12 protein-coding genes and 1 tRNA gene are annotated in these 21,379 nt (G+C 33.1%); 6 read left to right on the top strand and 7 right to left on the bottom strand.

All coding sequences use genetic code 11. From position 1 onward, the window contains the following. Nucleotides 1-16 precede the first annotated feature (16 nt). A complete protein-coding gene (bamG, locus tag IEV15_RS04150) occupies nt 17-1,273 on the bottom strand; it encodes a BamG family beta-barrel-assembly machinery protein (protein ID WP_188361239.1) in 1,257 nt (418 codons plus the stop codon). After that, nucleotides 1,270-1,989 (bottom strand): type III pantothenate kinase, encoded by a 720-nt coding sequence (locus IEV15_RS04145; RefSeq protein ID WP_188361238.1) that lies wholly within the window; start codon nt 1,987-1,989, stop codon nt 1,270-1,272. The genes bamG and IEV15_RS04145 overlap by 4 nt, the downstream gene beginning before the upstream one ends. A gap of 99 nt (nt 1,990-2,088) precedes the next feature. Here IEV15_RS04145 and IEV15_RS04140 point away from each other — a divergent pair. Beyond that, nucleotides 2,089-2,161: transfer RNA gene (locus tag IEV15_RS04140), tRNA-Phe, on the top strand. 33 nt (nt 2,162-2,194) lie between these two features. Here the strand turns inward: IEV15_RS04140 and IEV15_RS04135 are convergent. The 5 genes from IEV15_RS04135 to IEV15_RS04115 form a co-directional block, all read right to left on the bottom strand. Next, the gene (locus IEV15_RS04135; RefSeq protein ID WP_188361237.1) at nt 2,195-4,963 is read right to left on the bottom strand and encodes an AsmA family protein; all 2,769 of its coding nucleotides are present in this window, start codon (nt 4,961-4,963) and stop codon (nt 2,195-2,197) included. Between the two features lie 88 nt (nt 4,964-5,051). Next, nucleotides 5,052-7,949: an alpha-amylase family glycosyl hydrolase gene (locus IEV15_RS04130; protein ID WP_188361236.1), complete on the bottom strand. Its 2,898-nt coding sequence runs from the start codon at nt 7,947-7,949 to the stop codon at nt 5,052-5,054. A 68-nt stretch (nt 7,950-8,017) separates the two neighbouring features. Beyond that, complete coding sequence (locus IEV15_RS04125) at nt 8,018-9,061, bottom strand: SusE domain-containing protein (protein WP_188361235.1); 1,044 nt, start codon at nt 9,059-9,061, stop codon at nt 8,018-8,020. Between the two features lie 27 nt (nt 9,062-9,088). Continuing rightward, complete coding sequence (locus tag IEV15_RS04120; protein WP_188361234.1) at nt 9,089-10,678, bottom strand: RagB/SusD family nutrient uptake outer membrane protein; 1,590 nt, start codon at nt 10,676-10,678, stop codon at nt 9,089-9,091. An 11-nt stretch (nt 10,679-10,689) separates the two neighbouring features. Further along, the gene (locus IEV15_RS04115) at nt 10,690-13,647 is read right to left on the bottom strand and encodes a SusC/RagA family TonB-linked outer membrane protein (protein ID WP_188361233.1); all 2,958 of its coding nucleotides are present in this window, start codon (nt 13,645-13,647) and stop codon (nt 10,690-10,692) included. 227 nt (nt 13,648-13,874) lie between these two features. On the opposite strand from IEV15_RS04115, the gene IEV15_RS04110 reads away from it, so the two are divergent. The 5 genes from IEV15_RS04110 (at nt 13,875) to IEV15_RS04090 (ending at nt 21,378) form a co-directional block, all read left to right on the top strand. Further along, entirely contained in the window at nt 13,875-14,894 is a 1,020-nt protein-coding gene (locus IEV15_RS04110) for a LacI family DNA-binding transcriptional regulator (protein WP_188361232.1), read from the top strand. 156 nt (nt 14,895-15,050) lie between these two features. Beyond that, entirely contained in the window at nt 15,051-16,397 is a 1,347-nt protein-coding gene (locus IEV15_RS04105; protein WP_188361231.1) for an MFS transporter, read from the top strand. Further along, a complete protein-coding gene (pgmB, locus tag IEV15_RS04100; RefSeq protein WP_188361230.1) occupies nt 16,397-17,053 on the top strand; it encodes a beta-phosphoglucomutase in 657 nt (218 codons plus the stop codon). The genes IEV15_RS04105 and pgmB overlap by 1 nt, the downstream gene beginning before the upstream one ends. A gap of 82 nt (nt 17,054-17,135) precedes the next feature. After that, nucleotides 17,136-19,439, top strand: coding sequence for a maltose phosphorylase MdxK (gene mdxK, locus IEV15_RS04095; protein ID WP_188361229.1), 2,304 nt, complete (start codon nt 17,136-17,138; stop codon nt 19,437-19,439). A 76-nt stretch (nt 19,440-19,515) separates the two neighbouring features. Then, entirely contained in the window at nt 19,516-21,378 is a 1,863-nt protein-coding gene (locus IEV15_RS04090) for a glycoside hydrolase family 13 protein (protein WP_188361228.1), read from the top strand. Nucleotide 21,379: the final 1 nt, after the last annotated feature.

The following is a 21,379-nucleotide window of genomic DNA, read 5'->3' as shown; positions in this document are numbered from 1 at the left end:
ATATTAAATTTCACTGTTAATTATACTTACTTTTTACAAACCACTTATCACTTAATGATAAACTAATTAAAATATTAAAATATTTTTCTCTTATTAGATTTGCTTTATTTGTTCCTCTTGAGCCGTATTCAAATCCGATGTTAATATTGGAAAGCGTACCACTCACTGGAAGACCTAAACCAAAATTTATGCCATAATCTTTTATGTCTTCATTATTTATTACCATACCTGTGTTTTCATAACTCATTCCGGCTCTGTAAGTAACTCTATTCCAGTAATTACTGTAAGACAGAACTTTTGGAATAAAATAACCACCTAAACCTATTTTAGTTCCATTTTCGAATGAAACATTGTTTATGTCTTCAAATCTATTCCCAAAATCGCTATTTTGTGTAAAAGTAAGTTGTGTTCCAATTCCAAACTTTTGGGCATTACCATATCCAAATCCCAAAGAAACTTTTCCGGGATTATTAATTTTGTTAGAACTTGTAATATCATCTTCACTTTCCACTTCAATAGGATTCTCGGGAATTATAACATTTACAGTAGCTATTTTTGTAGTGTTATCAATAGTTAATTTACTGTCAGGAGAATAGGTCAATGAAGCGAAGATGGAGTTTTTTTCGGTTATTTTTTTGTTATACATTAAACCAAAATTAAAACCAAAACCGGCAATAGATGAATTATTAATTTCTCTGGTTCCTAACTGCACTCCAGCTATGTATTCTAATGAAGTTGTCTCTACATTTCCAAAATGATAATTTACATCGACACCAACTGAAAAATCATTAGTAAGGCTATAACCATAACCAAAGAAAAGTCTATTAACGCCTCCTTTTCCTGATGAAACCTTATTTCTAAAAAATCCTTCTTCATCATTAAATGAATTTTGAATTTTATAACCAACCGCGGTGTACGGCATCAATCCAAAAACAGCAGATGATTTGCCTAAAGGTAAACCAACCGCTAAATAGTCAAACGATGTTCTTTGAGCTTGCTCACTTTCGTTTTGAGCTTGTAAAGTTGTAAAATTATGACTTCCTGAAACAGCAAAAGAAGTTGCTTTCAAATTTGCATAAGATGCAGGATTCAAAAAATTAATACTTAATGAATCTTTAAAAACACCAACCCCACCCATGGTTCTGTTTTCTACAGCTCCTTTAATTTTAAATTCTCCAATTCCATAAAAAGAATACGGAGAAGCAGTATTATCTTGAGCAACTGACGCAAAAGTTACTAACAAACTTAAACAGATAATTATGTTTTTGATCATTTTGTATATTGATATAAATGGGCCAAACTTTCGAGTAAAAAATTTGAATTGGCAAATATGGTACTTTTTAATCGTTTAGCCAAAAAATCTGTGTCTCCACCAGTTAAAATTATGGTAAAGTTTTTATTTTGGTTAATGAAATTTGTAATAAATCCGTCTATTTCATAAATAACTCCGTTTACGACGCCGGAATGTATTGCAGAATTTGTTGAATTTCCAATAACTTTTTCAGGCGATTCAAGTCGCAACAAGGGTAAATTTGCAGTATAATTGTTTAATGCTTCATATCTAAGCTTCAATCCCGGCGAAATTGCACCTCCAAAATAATTATCATTCTCATCTATAAAATCATACGTTATACAAGTTCCTGCATCAATTACTAATCTGTTTTTTTTAGGAAATTGTAAAACTGCACCTGCTGCTAACACCATTCTGTCAATTCCTAACGTTTTTGGTGTTTTGTAAAAATTCGAAAAAGGCATCTTACTAGAATTATCTACTATTACAACTTTGATAGATTCCGGAAAAAATAACTTTTTATATTCAAAATTACTTACAGAAGACAAAATAACACTGTCAATTTTAAAATTTTTTAAAAAAAAATCGATGTCATTTTGAACCTCTATTCTTTCTGAAACAACAAAATCTAACAATGTATACTGCTCAAAGACAGCCGCTTTTATTCTTGTGTTTCCTATGTCAATAACTAGCAACATATGTTCTGATTAAATTTATCTTTTTAAAGGGCTTATTTTTTTTGTAATTTGTTTTGGATAAACTAAAAAACATTCTATATTTGCACCCGCATTAGCAACGGTACCTTAGCTCAGTTGGTAGAGCAATGGACTGAAAATCCATGTGTCCCTGGTTCGATTCCTGGAGGTACCACTTTAAAAGCTGTCATTTTTTGGCAGCTTTTTTTTATTCATCCGTTTTTAATTCCTCTGTAGGCTTTATTTCTTCATCATATTCAATCTCTTCTAAATCTTCTGTTTTAGACCCTAATTTAATCAACGGATTTTCTTGTGTTCCGGTAACTTTTATAGGAATCCCAATTATTCCCAAAGGGGGCAATCCTATACGCATTTTAAGATTTAAATCCCCATCAAGACTTGTTTCTCCTTCAATTCTGGGTCTAAATCCGGCAACTTTAAATTTAAAACGTTCAATTTTAATTAAATTGTTTTTAATGGTAGTTTTTATATCCACTTTTGAAATATCAGGATCATTTAAAGCCCCTGTTTCTGTCTTTTGACTTACCACATTAAATAGCTTAAACCCTTTCATTTTGACATTTTTAACCGAAAGTGTTCCCCCACCAATAAGTGAAGGTAATATTGGCGACATAGTATTGTCTAATTTTCCGGATAATTTGTAATCTAAAGAAACTATTCCTTCGGCATATTCTGCAGCTGAAGCTATTTCTTTAAATAGTGAAATTTCATTGTAGGCTCTTTTTATATCAAAATCAACTGCATTCATTTTGAAATCAAAATGTGCTCTTTCTTCATTTTCATTGTAATACAATCCGTTTAAATTTACCTTTGTTCCAATTAATTCGAATCCTGTATTTTGAACTCCGATTTTTGATTGATGTATTGCAATAGACCCTTTTAGGTTGTCAATTATCAATTCATCATATTTAATTTTTTGAACTGAAGCATTAAATTTTAAATCAAAATTGGAGGGAATAATAATTACGCCAGAAGTAATTGAATCGTTTTCATCAGCAACAGAATTGTTAACAGGTACGAATTCATTTAGGTTAATAAAATTTGACTTGAGGTCAAAATTTCCTTTCAGAATAGCCTTATCAGATAAAACAAAATTTATCACATTCTCTAAATAACCGTTCATTAAAAAATCTGATGTGCCATAATTTGCTTTAAATTCATCAAAACTCATTTGGTCTTGATTGAATTGAAACAGCCCTTCTTTGATCAAAAAAGGTTTTGGCAAATAGGCTGTTGAAGTTTGGATATCTTTTAGATACAAAGTTCCTTTGTTATTTAGTTTTTCATAATTCCCATTGGAAGCATCACTTTGTTTTCCACTAAATGAGACATCAGCTTTGATAAAACCTTCAAGATTCAAACCTTCCTGTGAAAAAACTTTATATATTTTTTGAACATCAATTGTCCCTTTTGCTTTTACATTATAATTAATATCTTCAAAATTCACAAAAGAGGCCACAACATCAAAAGGTTGATTTTCAAATTCAAATGTTCCTTTAGAAATTATTAACGATGCATCTTTGAAATCTTGACTTATATTTTCAATTGTTGATTGAATATTTATATTTTGAATTGGATTTGGGTAATATTTTGTTTTGATAAAACCATCTTTAATGAGTAGTTCACCTTTAGTAATAGGAAATTTTGAATCTTCTGCGTTGTAAATTCCTCTTGATGTTACATCTGCTTTTAACAATCCTTTTAAATGCAAACCATCAATTCCAAGTGCTATATTTAATTTTTCTAAGTCAAGATTTGATCTTATTTTGGCATCAATAACGGGATTTTTTAATCCTTTTGTTATAACATTTCCATTGAAAAAATCTTTTCCAACATCAAAATATATGGAATCAATTTTTAGTTGCAATGCTTCGAAATTTAAGGAAGGTAATTTTGTGTCGAAGTTTAAAAAGACATTTTCTACAGGATAAGGAGATTCTTTTGAAGAAATAAAACCCTCTCTAACTTTCATATTAAAATGTAAGTCCGGATTTTTATTTTCAGAAGCTATATAATCGCCTTTCAAAGAAAAAAGCAAATCTGTTCTTCCTTTTATCTTAGTTTTGTCAAGCCATGTTATAAATTGCGGAGGTAATGCTGTAAAAAAATCATTCAAATTACTATTTTCAGATACTACTTTAAAATCAAGACTGTAACCATTTTTTAAAAAATGTATGGCTCCTTTAAAATCAACGGGTAATTTATTAATCTTTAAATTATTTTCTTGGAAAAAGAACGAAAGCGATTCAGTATTTATCTTTGTAATTAATTTAGCGTTGACACTTTTTTGTTTTAAATACTGTTCCCCATCATAAGTAAAATCAAAGGCGTTAATTTTAGCATTAGAAGCTAAATCAAACACAGATTTGTTTAAATCACCTTTCCCAACATAATTAAACCCATTAGCTTTGATATACATTTTTGTAGCTAGATCATTGTAAATCAAATCAGTATTTTTAATTTCTATGCGTGATAATTTCAATGAAGCCGGTTCAGATTCAACATCAGGAAGTGCTTCATCTGAAATATAAACATTATAATTTGGTTGTCCTTTTGAATTTATAGTAATCGCTATTTGACCATTTTCAATATATATTTTATCAATATTTATTTTTTCATTAAAGAAAACTGATAGAATATCCACCCCAAAACCTATCTCTTTTGATTGGATCAAAGTGTCTTTTTCAAATGGTGCTGAACCTTTTAAAACAACATCTTCAAGTGAAACAGTTAGGGATGGGAAGTGTTTAAAAAAAGACAAACTGGTTTCGGAAAAATACAGTTCGCTATTTAATTTACTATTAGCATATTGCTTAACTTTCTCAGTTATAGTATCAGAAAAAACATAAGGTAAAATTAACATTACTAATAATAGAAATACAAGGCTTAAACCAAGCACTTTTACTACTTTTTTAAGTATTTTAAGATTGTGTTTCACACGGCGAAAGTAAATCATAAAGTTCATATATACAACATCTTACTTAAACAAAAAACCCAACAAAAAGTTGGGTTTTTAAAGCAAACTTGTATAACTAACTCTAAAATTAATTTTTTATTAACTTCATTACTTTTTCACGATTATAAGTGTCACTCACTTTAACCATATAAATTCCTGAATTTAATTCACTTACATCAAATAAGTGATTTTCAGAAAATGAAGCCGTAAACGATTTCACCAATTGACCGGTTAATGAATACACTTCAACACGATTTGCTGAAACATTTAATGAAAATGAAGTTGTAGCAGGATTAGGATATATTTCGAAATCATCCGCTAATTCAAAATCATCAGCATTCAAAGTCACTAATTGATTTCCATAAACTTTAAATTCACCCGGTCCTAAAGTTATTTGTGCAGTTGTGCTGGTAACATTCAAAGGCGTTTCAGTCATTAAATCATACCAAATACCCGTGTATGGAAAATCAGGAGTAATATTTTGATTTGCTACAGAAAAATTAGCCAACACTACCACATTTTTTAATTGAGATGCCGGTAAAGAATTGTCAAAAATATAAATACGTTGTCTAATGTTATTTCCATTTGGACTTATAGAATATTCACCATTAAAAACAGGTTGCGAAGTTTTTAATGCATTTAACTTAGCATACGTATTATACACAGAATTTCTAAGTGGATCGGCCAACCAATTTTGAGTCCATTGCGGTTGTGGTTTGGTATCTAACTTACAATCCCCGGGAATTGCATCGTAGCTTGAGTTTATTGTTCCATTTGAACATGTCCAAATTGAATCGCCCATTCCTAGGGATGCAAAATGCCATACCATTTTTGGCCCAGGCACTAAAATATTAGTAGCTGCAATAGCTTTCATTCTGTTAATTGCGTTATTTAAATTACCATTAACAGGAGCAGTTCCTCCGCCATTTCCAAAAGTAACAGCTTCATAAATAATTCTGTCTTTATCATGACTTTCAGGGTAACCAATCAATCGTTTACCTTGAAAACCTCTACTAACGTGACCCACTCTATTAATGTCAGCGTTTACAGAATTACCACTAATAAGTTGTTTGTAAGGATCCCATAATTCACCCCACATCATAATTCCTTTTCCTTCATTAAGACGATAATTTGCCCATTGTTGTTCTTCATTATCCGAACCTAAATGTTCAAAAATTACATAATGATTGGGATCTAAAGTCCAGGAATAATCTGCATATTCTTTTAAAACAGCTACTCTATCCGCTTGATAAGCATTGGTACAACCTTCATCAGCACCAGTACAATTTTGAGTAAAACCTTTGGTTAAATCCCAGCGGAAACCATCAATTTTATATTCTTCAATCCAATGTTTAATTACACGTCTCGTATAATATTTTGTCAATTCAGATTGGTGATTAAAATCTTCACCTACACTATAACTGTGTCTTGCCACAGTATTAAAATAAGGATTGTCAATTGAAGGTGGACCCCATCCGTCACCATCAGGATCATTCATCCACATTCTGAGACCAGGATTTCTACCAAATGCATGATTTAGAGCTAAATCTAAAATTACAGCAATGCCATTTTGATGACACAAATCAACAAACTCTTTAAATTTGTCTGAAGTTCCATAAAACTTGTCTAAAGCCATGTGAAAAGAAGTATTATAACCCCAACTTTCATTGCCTTCAAACTCCATAATTGGCATTAACTGTATTGCATTGATTTTTAAGTTTTTAAAATAATCAATTCTATTAATTAAATCTTGATAATTTCTATTGGCATCAAAATCTCTAATCAAAACCTCATAGATTATTAAATTATCTTTATTTGGTTTAACAAAATTAGTAGTTGCATTACTCCAATTGAAAGGCTGTTGTCCGGTTTGTAAAACAGTCACTTCTCTTTGTTGTCCCTCAGGAAATGCAGGCATATTAGGATAAGAAGTAGCAGGAATCCATGGATCATCAAATTGTGATAAAACCAAAGTAGAATACATATCAGCGGTTTTTACTAAAACCGGTGAATTTGCAACCGGGGTTTGATCTACCACCCAGTATTGATAGGTGTAATTTTGACCGGGAGTTAAGCCTGTTAATTCTAACCAAAAAATATTGGTAGAAGGGTCTCTTCGCATGGCGTAGGATGCATCCGGTTGCCAGTTATTAAAACTACCGGCTACATAAACAAAATCTTTACCCGGAGCATTTAATTTTAAAGTTGCTTTAGTTGGATCTGACGAATTGTAATTAATACCATCTTCCAAACCTGCTGGTATAGCTTGGGAAATTGTACCAGGATTTACAATTGCACTAAAATTTCTTGTAATTGTTGAAGATCCTTGGGTTATTTCAAGTTGGTACGTTTGATTTGAAGTAATATTAGTATGTGTATAACTGTAATTAGCAGTTGATGCATTCGTATTTATGGTAGTTCCGTTAGCTTTTAAAACATAAGAAGAATTTCCACCCGTGTTTGTAGCTGAAACTAATAAGTTACCACCAGAATTTAAAATAGTGGTACTGTTGTTTTGTGGTGCTGTTAAATTAACTTGGAAGGTTCCAACATTAAATACAAAGTTCCCACATCCCCCTCCTGTTGCAGGAAGTTTCATTTCTTGTGAACCATTAGCGTTTCTGAATACCAACCCTAATTTGGTAGCATTAGCTTGTTGGGTAGCATTTAAATTAAAATAAGTACTTGGAGTAATTGTTAAACTCCAAATTCCATTACCATTATTGGTCATTAATCCAACCCCATTGTCTTGACCCCAGTTCCCAACAACACTAAATCCATACTCATCTGTATCGTTACCAATACCCGCATGTGCATAAACCTTTGTTGTACTTGTTGGTATCCCGTTACAAGTTATTTGTGCTAAATTTACTGTTATAGTGATTTGATCTGTTACATTAAACGTTGAGGGTGTTATTGTAACTTGAGCAAATGCCAAAACAGAAAACAACGAAAATAAAAAAGTAATAAAATAATTTTTTCTCATAGCAAAAAATTTTAATTTAAAAAAACGGGCTGAAGGATTACAGCCCGCTTATTTAAATTGATTAATAATTATTGAGCAATAAGCTCATAAGAATAAGCACGCGGATTACTTAAATCAAGTTTTACTAAATAAGTTCCGGCTACATCCAAAATTAAATCTGGTCCATCATAATTTAAACTTTCAGTACTTCCTCCTAGATTAAGTGTCCAAGCATTGTTAGCTCTAAATTTATAACCTCCTGCAGTCATTGCAACAACCCCTTCCCATTTACCGGAAGTTTGGTTGTATGTTAGAGCAGTACTATTGTCCCAACCTCCTGGAGTTGCAGCTCCAACAATACCCCATACTGTTACAGTAGTAGAATAGGTTAAAGTTGTAGTATTTGCTTGTACTCTATAATAACCTGCAGTAGCTTGACAATCTGATTCACCTGTTTCAACAAGAATTCCTGAAAAAGACCCGTCGTCTCCCCAATCTGTGTTACCCCAATTGAAATTACCTGCTGCATCTGGACCTAAAAATTTGTATCCGCCATCTAACCAAACATATCCATCATAGTCTGTTTGACCAAATCCAGAAGCAGCTAACCTTGGAGCAGTAGGTGGATTCCAACCTTGGTGATTTCCGGGAACTGCAATTTTAGGTAATTCTGTAGTGTAAGTTGTTACCAAAACAGTAACAACATTAGAGTAAACTGGCTGAGAATCAACAGTTCCTGTTGTTGATTTAATTCTTATATCCAATCCTTCTTCAACAAAAGGAGTTAAGCCAGCCGCACCCGCTGCAGCATTCAATTCAGAAACACTCCAAGTAACGTTTGTGTTTGAAGTACTTGCAGCTAAAATAAATGTTTCAAAATCATTTCCTGATTTAGAAATTTCAACATCATAGGTAACCGCTGTTGGAGTATCATAATCTGCAGCAGACCATGTTACTGTTAAAGCAGGATTATTTTGTAAACCGGGTGTTAATTCAACTGCAGTACCAGCATCCGGTGTTAAAATATCAAAACTTGCGGGAGGAGTTAAGAACATAAGATCTTGCTCATCTTCACATGACCACAATCCTGAAAATAGAATGGTAGCTAATAGTAATTTAAATGTATTTTTCATGTTTAATATAATTAGTGTTAATAGGTATTAATAACCTGGATTTTGAGTTAAATTTGGATTTGATGCTAAAGAAGCTTGAGGTATAGGATAGAGTTTCAAAAAGCTTGGAATTGAAACACCATTGCTACCGTTACCTTTCCATGCCCAATTATAATTGCCTCCTGTATATCTATTGAATCGAATTAAATCTTGTCTTCTGTGACCTTCCCAGTGCAATTCTCTTGATCTTTCATCAATAATAAAATCTAATGTTAAGTTCGATTGAGAAATGTTTCCGATTTGAGACCCGTTATTTGCTCGCTCTCTTAGTGCGTTTACATAGGTTACAGCTTGAGGTAAAGTAGCACTGGATGCTCCTCTTAAAGCACATTCAGCATACATCAAATAGACATCAGCTAAACGAAACATTGGAAAATCTGTATCAACGAAAGTGGTACTTATACCGGGAACTCCTGCAGAAGATATATTAGAAAACTTAGCTAATATATAGCCTTGATCTCTATTGGCAATATCCGTAATTTCTATGTCACGAACACCCGAAATTATAGTATTTCTTACATCATTATTAAATTCATTCCCATCAAATTTTTGCACAAATTGTTTTCTCAAACGGAGTGCACCACCCCATCCTCCTACGCCAAATTGATTACCATTACTTTCAATCGATCCAACTTGACCATTAATCATAACGGTTGTAGGTCCATAATTTTGAGTAACTAATCCGTCAGCTTGAATATAGAAAATTGCTTCTGGAGATGTGTTGTTATCAGCATTAAAATTATTCAAATAATTTGTTGCTAATGAATATCCAGATCCAATGATAGCAATACATTGATCAGCACAGTCGTTATATCTGTTTTGTCCGATATAAACTTCAGCATTTAAATACAATTTAGCTAAGACCATTCTGGCAAAACCTTGATCAAGTCTACCGTCAATATTTGTTCCTGCAGGTTTTAAATTTGGCAAAATTGTTGTCAACTCAGCTTCAACAAAATCAAATAATTGTTGTGCATTATACTCTGGCCCTGCTACTCCTACAACATCATCTTCAGTATTAAATGGAGCTTTTCCAAACAAATCTAATAGATGATAATAAGATAACGCTCTTAGAGCACGAGCTTCGTTTCTGTACTCTTCAATTTCTGATAGTGTTTGTGCACCGGTAATTCCTCTTGAGTTTAACTTATCAGCTGTTGACTGTCTTAAGAATTCATTAGCTAAAGCAACTTGAAACATGGCTCTACTAAACATTCCACGAATAACAGGATTTGATGAATTCCAAATATTTCTTTGAATTTCTCTGGTCCCTGGATCATTTTCATAACTCCAGATTACTTCATCTGTCGATAAGTTTTGTAAATACCATAATACACGTCCGTATTGACTGGTACCTGCATCAACGCCACCAATGTTAGAATTATCAGGCCCTAATGTTCCTGTCAAAGACAAGTTGCCATAAACACCTGCAATGGCTTGAGTATAGGCTCCGTCTTGTGAATAAAACTGTTCAACCGAAATCTGATTAGGATCTTCAGGAACAACGTTTAAATCATCTTCACAAGATTGCATAAAAAATGCAAAACCTAATAAGGATAAGATTTTAATTTTTTTCATAGTTTTTATTTTTAAAATTTTACGTTAGCTCCAAACAAAAATTGTCTTTGTCTTGGATAAATTGTATTATCAAAACCTCCTGTAACTTCAGGATCTAGACCTCCATATTTTGTTATAACAAATGCATTTTGAACTCCGGTAAATAAACGTAGAGAAGCATTTCCGTCTAACCATTTAGGGAATGTGTAGCCTAAGGTCACATAATCCATTCTTAAGAAAGATGCATTTTCAACATACATATCAGACAATACATTTTCTCCATTTTGTTCCACAAAATTTGTGTTCAAAACATTTGTTGAAATATTTTCTAAAACACCATTTTGAATTAAGGCATAATAAGAACGAGTTGATTCAACAGCATTTAAAACCCTATTGCCAATACTAGCTCTAAGATTGAATGCAAAATCAAAATTTTTGTAATTTAAATTAGAATTAAATCCTAACAATAAGTCCGGATCTGGGTTTTTGTAGATATATCTATCGTCGCCATTAATTATACCGTCGCCATTCAAATCTGCGAAAGCACCTTCAATTGCTGCTCCGGTAGAATCATACAATTGTTTGTAAACAAAAAATGAAAATGGCGTAAATCCCTCTTGAAGTATTTGTGATGTTCCTCCGGTTCCGGCACCTGATTGACCAGTAAATAAAGGTGAGCCTAAAGCAATTTTCTCAATTCGTCTCTCAAACTTAGTTGCGTTAAAACCTATGTTCCAATTAAAATCTTCAGATCTAAAAACATCATAATTGATAGAAAATTCAACACCTTTTGAACTCATATCACCAACGTTTTGTGGCCCTTGATTTGAAAAATTACTTCCGTCTGCAAATGGACCAATTTGAAATAAATCTTGTGATAATTTATAAAAAAAATCTAAGGAACCATTCAATCTATTCTCATAAAAACCATAATCTAGACCAACATTATAGGTAGTTGTTTCTTCCCATTTTAACGGACCAAAAGCACTAGGAACTCCAACATTAACAGGTTGACCACCAATTATATACTGTGAATTTGCATCTCCTAAATTATAAATTGATTGGTAAAAAGAAGGATTATCAATGGATTGCTGACCTGTTATACCCCAACCAACACGTAACTTTAAATCAGATAATACGGTAGAGTCTTTAAAAAAATCTTCTTTGATTTTCCAACCTAAAGCTGCAGCAGGGAAATTGCCCCATCGATTATCAGGACCAAAACGAGAAGTACCGTCTCTTCTATAAGATAAAGTTAACAAGTATTTATCATGAAGATTGAAATTTGCTCTTCCAAAATATCCCAAAAGAACTACATCTGTATCAACATAATATCTTCGTTCGTCAGTTGGATCAGTTGCCTCAAAACCTGCTTGGCCTGAATTTTCAAACTTTTGATAAGAATAACCCGCAGTTCCTTCAAAATCTAAATTGCCGAATTTTTTATTATAAATAAAATAGAAGTCTAAAAGCTTGTTTATCCTTTGGTTGTTTTCACTAAACTTAGTTCCTAATGAAATGTTGTTATTTTGAAAACCTGATCTTGCATTTGTCGATCTGGTTCTACTTCTCTCTCCATCATTATTATCATAACCAAAATTTACAACGGCTCTTAATTCAGGTAAAAAATGAAATTTATAATCAATTTCAAAATTTCCAAACAATCTATTGTTTAAGCCTCTATCGTTAGTTTGCAACAATTGAGCAACTGGATTTCCTGTAGAAGGATTCAAGAATGGATTCCCTGGTAAACTTGGATTATAATACTCAAAGAAGCCATCATAAGGTGAGTTTTCATCATAAATAGGTTGCGTAGGATCAAAACGAATAGCAGATCCCTCAACACCATCGGCAAAACGATTACGTTGATTGGTATAATTAGCTGAAATTCTCAACTTTAGATGATTCTCAAAAAAACTAGGTGACAAATTCAACGAAACCGAATTTCTTGTAAACTCATTTGTCAAACGAAGACCTTCTTGATAAGTATTTCCAATTGATAACCTTGTTGGAATTGCTCCAAATAAGTTTCCTTTAATAGATAAATTATTATCAACAAAATCTGTTCTTCTGTATATTGCTTTTTGCCAATTAGTATTTGCATCCCCCAACAAAGCAACTTGTGCAGGTGTACCGACACCAGGTGTTAGTTGATTACCATTCTCGTCAAAAGTTCCTGCAACTAAATCTCTGTAGCGATCAGCAGAAAAAACATCAATTTCTCCAACATTTCTTCCGGAACCATATTGAAAATTATAGTCAACTTGAAGTTTCTTTGAACCTCTCTTAGTATTTATGATGATAACTCCATTGGAAGCTCTAGATCCATAAATTGCTGTAGCTGAAGCATCTTTTAAAATAGAAAATGACTCAATGTCATTTGGATTTATTGAAGACAAAATAGAAGTAGCCCCTGCAACGCCATTATTATCTATCGGTAATCCGTCAATTACAATTAAAGGGTCGTTTGAAGCTAATAATGAAGAACCTCCACGAATTCTAATCTCAGAACCTGAACCGGGAGCTCCACTTGTGTTAATGGTTACACCTGCCACTTTACCATTAAGTAAGTTTTCAGCGGTCACATTAGCTCCTTTATTAAAATCTTCTGCTGAAATTTGAGTCACGGAACCGGTTGCATCTCTTTTCTTTACAGTTCCATAACCTATAAGCACTACTTCATCAAGTTGTGCATTATCTTCTTCTAGAGAAATTTGAATGCTTCTTTGATTACTAAATGTAACATCCAAAGTTTTGAATCCTACATAAGAAAATTCAATTACATCTCCACTTTTTAGATTTGATAGTGTAAAATTTCCATCAAAATCAGTAATAGTACCATTTGTGGTACCTTTAATAATTACGTTAACACCGGGCAAAGGCAGTTCAGATGTTTTATCCGACACATTTCCTGTTAAAGTGCTCTGAGCCAACATTGTAATTGGCAGCAGAAGTAACGCAATGAACAACTTTTTATAAATTGTTTTCATACAGTTTGTTTAGGTTAAAATTGTGTTTTTTATGTGCTTGTATTTTACTTCGAATGTTAAATTTACGTAAAAATTTAAACAATTTTTGTGAACAGCTGTTAAAAATGAAACGAAAACGTTTTCGTGTTGAAAAGTTTTAATAATTCATAGTTTTTTGCCACTAAAATTCCGATTACAAAAAATTAAATTTATCTTTATTCAAAATTTACTATTTATCTCCTTCAATAATGAAAAGAAAAGTTACTCTAAAACAGATTGCCAAAGAACTTGATGTATCCATTTCAACCGTTTCAAAATCACTAAAAGACAGCACTGAAATCAGCGAAGACACACGATTAAAAGTGCAAGCATTTGCCAAACTTTACAATTACAAACCAAACAATATTGCTCTAAGTTTAAAAAACAAAAAAACAAAAACAATTGGAGTAATAATTCCTGAAATTGTACACCATTTTTTTGCTACTGTAATTAGCGGAATTGAACATTTAGCCAATGAAAACGGATACAACGTTATGGTATGTTTATCTGATGAATCTTTTGACAAAGAAGTAATTAACATGGAAATGTTGGCCAATGGCAGTATAGATGGCTTTATTTTATCATTGTCAAAAGAAACACAACTCAAAAGAGATTTTCACCATATTACGGAAATTATTAACCAAGGAATGCCTGTTGTAATGTTTGACAGAGTGACTAATGATATTTTATGTGACAAAGTCATTATAGATGACAATCTTGCCGCTTTTAATGCCGTTCAAACCTTGATTGAAAGAGGGATGAAAAAAATAGCCTTAATCACAACTGTTGATTACGTTAGTGTTGGAAAACTAAGAACCGACGGCTACATTAAAGCATTAAAAACTAACGATTTAAAAGTAAACAATGAACTGATATTAAAAATTGAAGACATTGACAACTGTGAAAATTTAATTGAAGATTTAATTAAAAACAATAAAATTGATGCTGTTTTTGCAGTTAATGAACTATTTGCAGTAACTGCAATTAAAGCAGCTTCAAAACACAATATCAAAGTTCCGGAAGAAATGTCTGTCATTGGATTTACCGATGGAATTATCTCCAAATATGCTTCACCCAGCATTACTACTGTTAGCCAAAACGGAATTAAAATGGGTGAAAAAGCAGCTAAAATGTTAATTGAAAGATTAGAGAGTGATGAATGGGATGACGAACAATTTAAAACTGAAGTTATTGAAACGCATCTGGTGGAAAGAGAATCCACAAAATAAATTTTCTACTAAAATATTTAAGCCTAATAAATTTTTCGAATAGAAAAAAATATATATTTGTAACCAGTATTAATCAAAACTTGTATTTTACTTCGAACCCACAAGTTTTGATAAGCATTAAACGCTTATCGTGTTATTAACCAATAAATTACGATAATGGAAAAGCGTAAGTTAAGTTTCTGGGAAATTTGGAACATGAGTTTCGGTTTCTTGGGGATACAAATGGGTTTTGCCCTTCAAAATGCAAATGCCAGTAGAATTCTTCAAAAATTTGGTGCCGATGTTCACGAACTTTCGTGGTTTTGGATTATTGCTCCACTCACTGGATTAATTGTTCAACCAATTATCGGTCATTATAGCGATAATACTTGGGGTCGCTTTGGAAGAAGAAAACCGTTTTTCTTACTTGGTGCTGTTCTTGCATCGGTTGGTTTAATTTTAATGCCACAGTCTGAAATTTTCATCGCCTTTTTGCCTGCTCTATGGGTAGGTGCCGGAATGCTGATGATTATGGATGTTTCTTTCAACATTGCCATGGAGCCTTTTCGTGCTTTGGTTGGAGACAATCTTCGAACTGATCAAAGAACACTAGGTTTTAGTGTGCAAACTGCTTTAATTGGAATGGGAGCTGTTGTCGGTTCCATTCTACCCTCTTTTTTAAGATGGGCTGGAGTTACAGGCGAAACCGAAAGCGGAATTCCAAATGATTTAATTTGGTCTTTTATTATTGGTGCAGCTATTTTAATAATTACAATTTTAGTGACTGTAATTACTACGCATGAATATTCGCCACAAGAATTAGAAAATTTTACTGACGAAAAAGCTCATAAAGATGCTATTGGTGATGAAAAACCAGCACGGTTGTTAGACATTTTTGAAGATTTTGCTAAAATGCCAACCACCATGCGTCAATTAAGTATGGTGCAATTCTTTTCTTGGTTCGGACTTTTCGGAATGTGGGTATTTACAACTCCAGCGATTGCTCAACACATTTATGGACTAGCATCAGATGATGTAAAAAATCCACTATTTGATGACGCTGGAAATTGGGTTGGTATTCTTTTTGGGGTTTACAATTTCGTTTCGATGATTTTTGCTTTTACACTTCCTTACATTGCGAAACAAATTGGACGAAAGAAAACACATGCAATTTCTTTAATTATTGGTGGAATCGGTTTAATATCTGTGTACTTCATGCCAAACAAAGAAGCACTAATTTTTTCGATGATTTGTGTCGGAATTGCTTGGGCGAGTATTTTATCAATGCCTTATGCCATACTTGCCGGATCTATCCAACCTAAGAAAATGGGAGTTTACATGGGAATTTTCAATTTCTTTATCGTAATTCCGCAGATTATTAATGCCCTCATTGGAGGATTACTTGTTAAATATTTATATAATGATCATGCCATTTTTGCTTTAGTAACTAGCGGTGTCAGTTTCTTAATCGCTGCAGCTTTAGTTTATAAAGTAAAAGATGTGGATGATATAGTACAAAACTAATGAATCAAAAATGTTTCATATTCGACCTCGACGGTGTAATCGTTGATACAGCAAAATATCACTATTTAGCTTGGCAAAAGATTGCTCACCAACTAGGTATCGAATTTACGCCCGAACACAACGAAGAACTTAAAGGAGTAAGTCGTGTTCGATCACTCGACCTCATTTTAGCCTTAGGAAACATGGAAGCTTCTCAGGAAGACAAAAACAGATGGCTCGTTCAAAAAAACGAAGATTATCTTTCCTATTTGGTGGATATGGACGAAAGTGAAATCTTGCCGGGAGTTTTACCGGTTCTAATCTATCTCAAAGAAAATAAACAAAAAATCGTATTGGGTTCTGCTAGTAAAAACGCAAAACCAATTTTAGAAAAAGCAAAAATTATCGATTATTTTGATGCCATTGTGGATGGAAACGATGTATCAAATGCCAAACCGGATCCGGAAGTTTTTATTCAAGGAGCCAAAAAAGTGAATTTTTCAAACGAAGAATGTATTGTTTTTGAAGATTCTGTTGCCGGAGTTCAAGCCGCAAATATTGCCGGAATGACGAGTGTTGGAATTGGCGAAGAAAGTATTTTGCATGAAGCTCAATTCGTATTTCCTGATTTTACACACATCGATTTGAATTTTATACAAAACCTAATAAATAAATAGTAAAATTTTAATGTTTTCAAGTTTTAAAATCATTCAACAAAACTTGAAACTTGAAACTTAAAACTTTTTAAACCTAAAATTAATGAACCAAGATTATATCATACCAGATAACTGGTCGATTATTGAAGAAGGATTTGAACAAGACCTGGTTAAGTCTTCCGAAAGTTTGTTCAGCATTGGAAACGGTGCGATGGGACAACGTGCAAATTTTGAAGAATATTATTCCGGAAAAACGTTCCAAGGAAGTTATATTGCCGGAATTTATTATCCAGATAAAACAAAAGTGGGTTGGTGGAAAAACGGTTATCCCGAATATTTTGCCAAAGTGCTTAATGCTCCAAATTGGATTGGTATTAACATCGAAATTAACGGTGAAAATTTAGATTTGGCCAATTGTGCAGCAGTGAAAAATTTCCGTAGAGAGTTGAATATGAAAGAGGGTTGGTATCATCGTTCTTTTACAGCAACGCTTCAAAACGGAACTGAAATTGAAGTGCAAGTGCGTCGTTTTCTTTCATTGGATTTAGATGAAGTGGGTGTAATTAATTATCAAATTACCGCTTTAAATCAGGATGTTAGTATTGTTTTCAAACCATATATTGATGCTGGTGTTCACAACGAAGATGCCAACTGGGAAGAAAAATTTTGGGAACCATTAAATGTAAAAAATAATGCAAACGAAGCTTTTGTAACCGCAAGAACTTTCAAAACGCATTTTACGGCAACCACTTTTATGCAAAATACGATTTTGGTGGATGGGAAAAATGTGAATGCTTCTCCGTCTAACGTTGCTTCTTCAAATGATAAAATTGAATTTTCGTATGAAGTTTCAGTTGATAGAAATCAATCGGCTACCATTCAAAAAATAGGTGGTTACACCGTTTCAATGAACCACGAAAACACAGAAGAAGCAGCTAAAAAAGTTCTATCCAATGCAATTTTCATCGGTTACAACCAATTATTAGAAGACCAAATCAAAGCTTGGGCAAAAATTTGGGAAATGAGTGATATTACCATTGATGGCGATGTGAAAGCTCAACAAGGAATTCGTTTCAATATTTTTCAATTAAATCAAACCTATCTAGGAAAAGATTCTCGTTTAAATATTGGTCCAAAAGGATTTACCGGTGAAAAATACGGTGGATCAACTTATTGGGATACCGAAGCCTATTGCATTCCTTTTTACATGGCAACCAAAGATCAACAAGTTGCCAGAAATCTATTGACGTATCGCTACAATCATTTAGAAAAAGCGATTGAAAATGCTGCAAAACTAGGTTTTAAAAACGGAGCTGCTTTGTATCCGATGGTGACGATGAACGGCGAAGAATGTCACAACGAATGGGAAATTACGTTTGAAGAGATTCACCGAAACGGAGCGATTGCTTTTGCCATTTTTAATTATCACCGATTCACCGGAGATTACAGCTATATTCCTGAAAAAGGTCTGGAAGTTTTAATCGGAATTGCTCGTTTTTGGCATCAAAGAGCCACCTACTCTACCTATCGAAATCAATATGTAATTTTAGGTGTAACAGGACCGAATGAATATGAAAACAACGTAAACAATAATTTTTATACCAACTATATTGCAAAATGGTGTATTGATTATACGATTGAACAAATTCAGAAAATTGAAAAAGAATATTCATCGGATTATACACGAATTTTAAATAAAGTAAAACTTTCTGTGGCTGAAATTAACCATTGGAAAGAAGTTGCCGACAATATGTATTTTCCTTTTTCTGAAGAACACGACGTGTATTTGCAGCAGGATGGTTTCTTAGATAAAGAATTGGTAAAAGTTTCAGATTTAGATAAAAGTCAGCGACCGATTAACCAAAAATGGTCGTGGGATAGAATTTTGCGTTCGCCTTACATCAAACAAGCTGACACGTTACAAGGATTTTATTTCTTTGAAGATCATTTTAGTAAAGAACAATTGGAGAAACATTTCGATTTTTATGAACCGTTTACCGTTCACGAAAGTTCGCTTTCTCCTTGTGTCCACTCAATTCAAGCGGCTGTTTTGGATAGAATGGAACAAGCATATACTTTCTATCTTCGAACTTCCCGTTTAGATTTAGATGATTATAATAAAGAAGTCCACGAAGGGTTACATATCACGTCGATGGCCGGAACTTGGATGAGTATTGTAGAAGGTTTTGGTGGAATGCGTGTCAAAAATGAAGCATTACATTTTGAACCAAAAATCCCAACGCAATGGAAAGGTTATTCGTTTAAAATTAATTTTAGAAATCAAATTTTAAAAGTTTCTGTTCAATCTAATGAAACGAAATTTTCGTTGGAAGGAAACAAACCAATTACTGTTTTTGTAAAAGGAAAAGAAATTTTGGTGGAACCAAATAGTTTGGTTACCGTATAATAAATTCTCGCAAAGACGCTAAGTCGCAAAGGTTTGCTTAGCGTCTCTGCGACTTTGCGAGATAAAACAATCAATTATGAAAAAAATTTCATTACTACTGTTTTGTCTCGCATTTTCATTTTTATCTGCTCAAGTCAATAGAATTGAACCCACTAACTGGTGGACAGGATTTAAAAATGAAAACCTGCAATTGCTCGTGCATCATCCGAACATCGGAAATGCAACACCAAAAATTTCATACGATGGTGTTTCAATCATCAAAGTTCACAAAGCTAAAAGTCCGAACTACTTATTTATCGATGTTAAAATTGATAAATCTACAAAACCGGGAAAATTCAATATTGTTTTTGAATCGGAAAAAGGAAAAAAAATCACACAATCGTACGAATTAAAACCAAAATCAAAACCTTCAGAAGATTTCATCGGATTCAATAGTTCTGATGCGATTTACCTCATCACGCCAGACCGTTTTGCCAACGGAAATGAAGCGAATGATGTTGTGAAAACTATGCAAGAAACTACATTAGACAGAACCCACGATTACAAACGTCACGGTGGCGATATTCAAGGAATTACAAACCATATTGATTACATCAAAAACTTAGGATTTACCGCTATTTGGCCAACTCCAGTTTTGACGAATGATATGAAAAGTGGTTCGTATCACGGCTATGCGATGACCGATTTTTATCAAGTAGATCCTCGATTTGGAACACTGACAGATTATAAAAATCTATCCGAAAAACTTCATCAAAATGGCATGAAACTCATTATGGATCAAGTGGCTAATCATTGCGGTAGCGAACATTGGTGGATGAAAGATTTACCTTTTTCAGATTGGGTAAATTATCAAGAACTATTTGAAAAAGAAAAAAAATACGTCACTTCCAATCACCGAAGAACAAGCAATCAAGATTTGTATGCTTCAGAAAAAGATAAAAGAGAAATGACAGACGGTTGGTTTGTTTCTACAATGCCTGATTTGAATCAACGCAATCCTTTTCTAGCGAGATACATTATTCAAAACAGCATTTGGTGGATTGAAACCTTGCATTTAGGAGGTATTCGACAAGATACTTATCCTTACCCTGACAAAATTTTTATGTCGAATTGGGCAGGTGAAATTATGACTGAATACCCGAATTTTAATATCGTGGGAGAAGAATGGAGCTCGAATCCGTTATTGATTGGTTATTGGCAAAAAGGAGCAAATAATAAAGATGGATACGAATCCAATTTGCGTTCAACAATGGATTTTGCAATGCAAACCCTCATTCCGCAAGCCATCAAAGAAACAGAAAGTTGGGACAAAGGTTTGGCGAAAATTTACGATGGTTTAGCCAACGATTTTCATTATGCTTCGCCAAAAGACATTATGATTTTTCCCGATAATCACGATATGGATCGCATTTTTACACAAATGGAGGAAAATGTTGAAAATACTAAAATGGCTTTGGCAACCTATTTAGTTTTACCAAGAATTCCGCAGTTGTATTATGGCACAGAAATTCTAATGCAGAACACGGCAAAACCAGGTGATCACGGCTTAATCAGAACCGATTTTCCGGGTGGATGGAAAGGTGATAAAGTAAATGCTTTTACCGGCGAAGGACTTTCTTCAGAAAAAAAAGATATGCAAAGCTATTTGACTAAAATTTTAAATTATAGAAAAAACAGCAAAGCGATTCACGACGGAAAAACGATTCATTTTGCACCAAATAATGGAATTTACACGCTATTTAGAATATTGAATGATGAAATTGTCGTTTTAATTTTAAATAAAAATGAATCTGCAAAAGTTGATCTTTCTACCTATAAAGAATTAGGTTTTGAAGGTAAAAAAATGAAAAATATCTTAACCGGAGAAGAAATTATTTGGGATAAAGAATTGAATTTAAGTAAAAAAGGAACCTATCTTTTTACGACAAAAATGAATTAAA

This window comes from Flavobacterium orientale (assembly GCF_014638005.1).
GTDB classification, from domain to species: Bacteria; Bacteroidota; Bacteroidia; order Flavobacteriales; family Flavobacteriaceae; genus Flavobacterium; species Flavobacterium orientale.
Note: the sequence above shows the minus strand (reverse complement) of the source record. Positions and strands in the feature narration are given on the sequence as shown.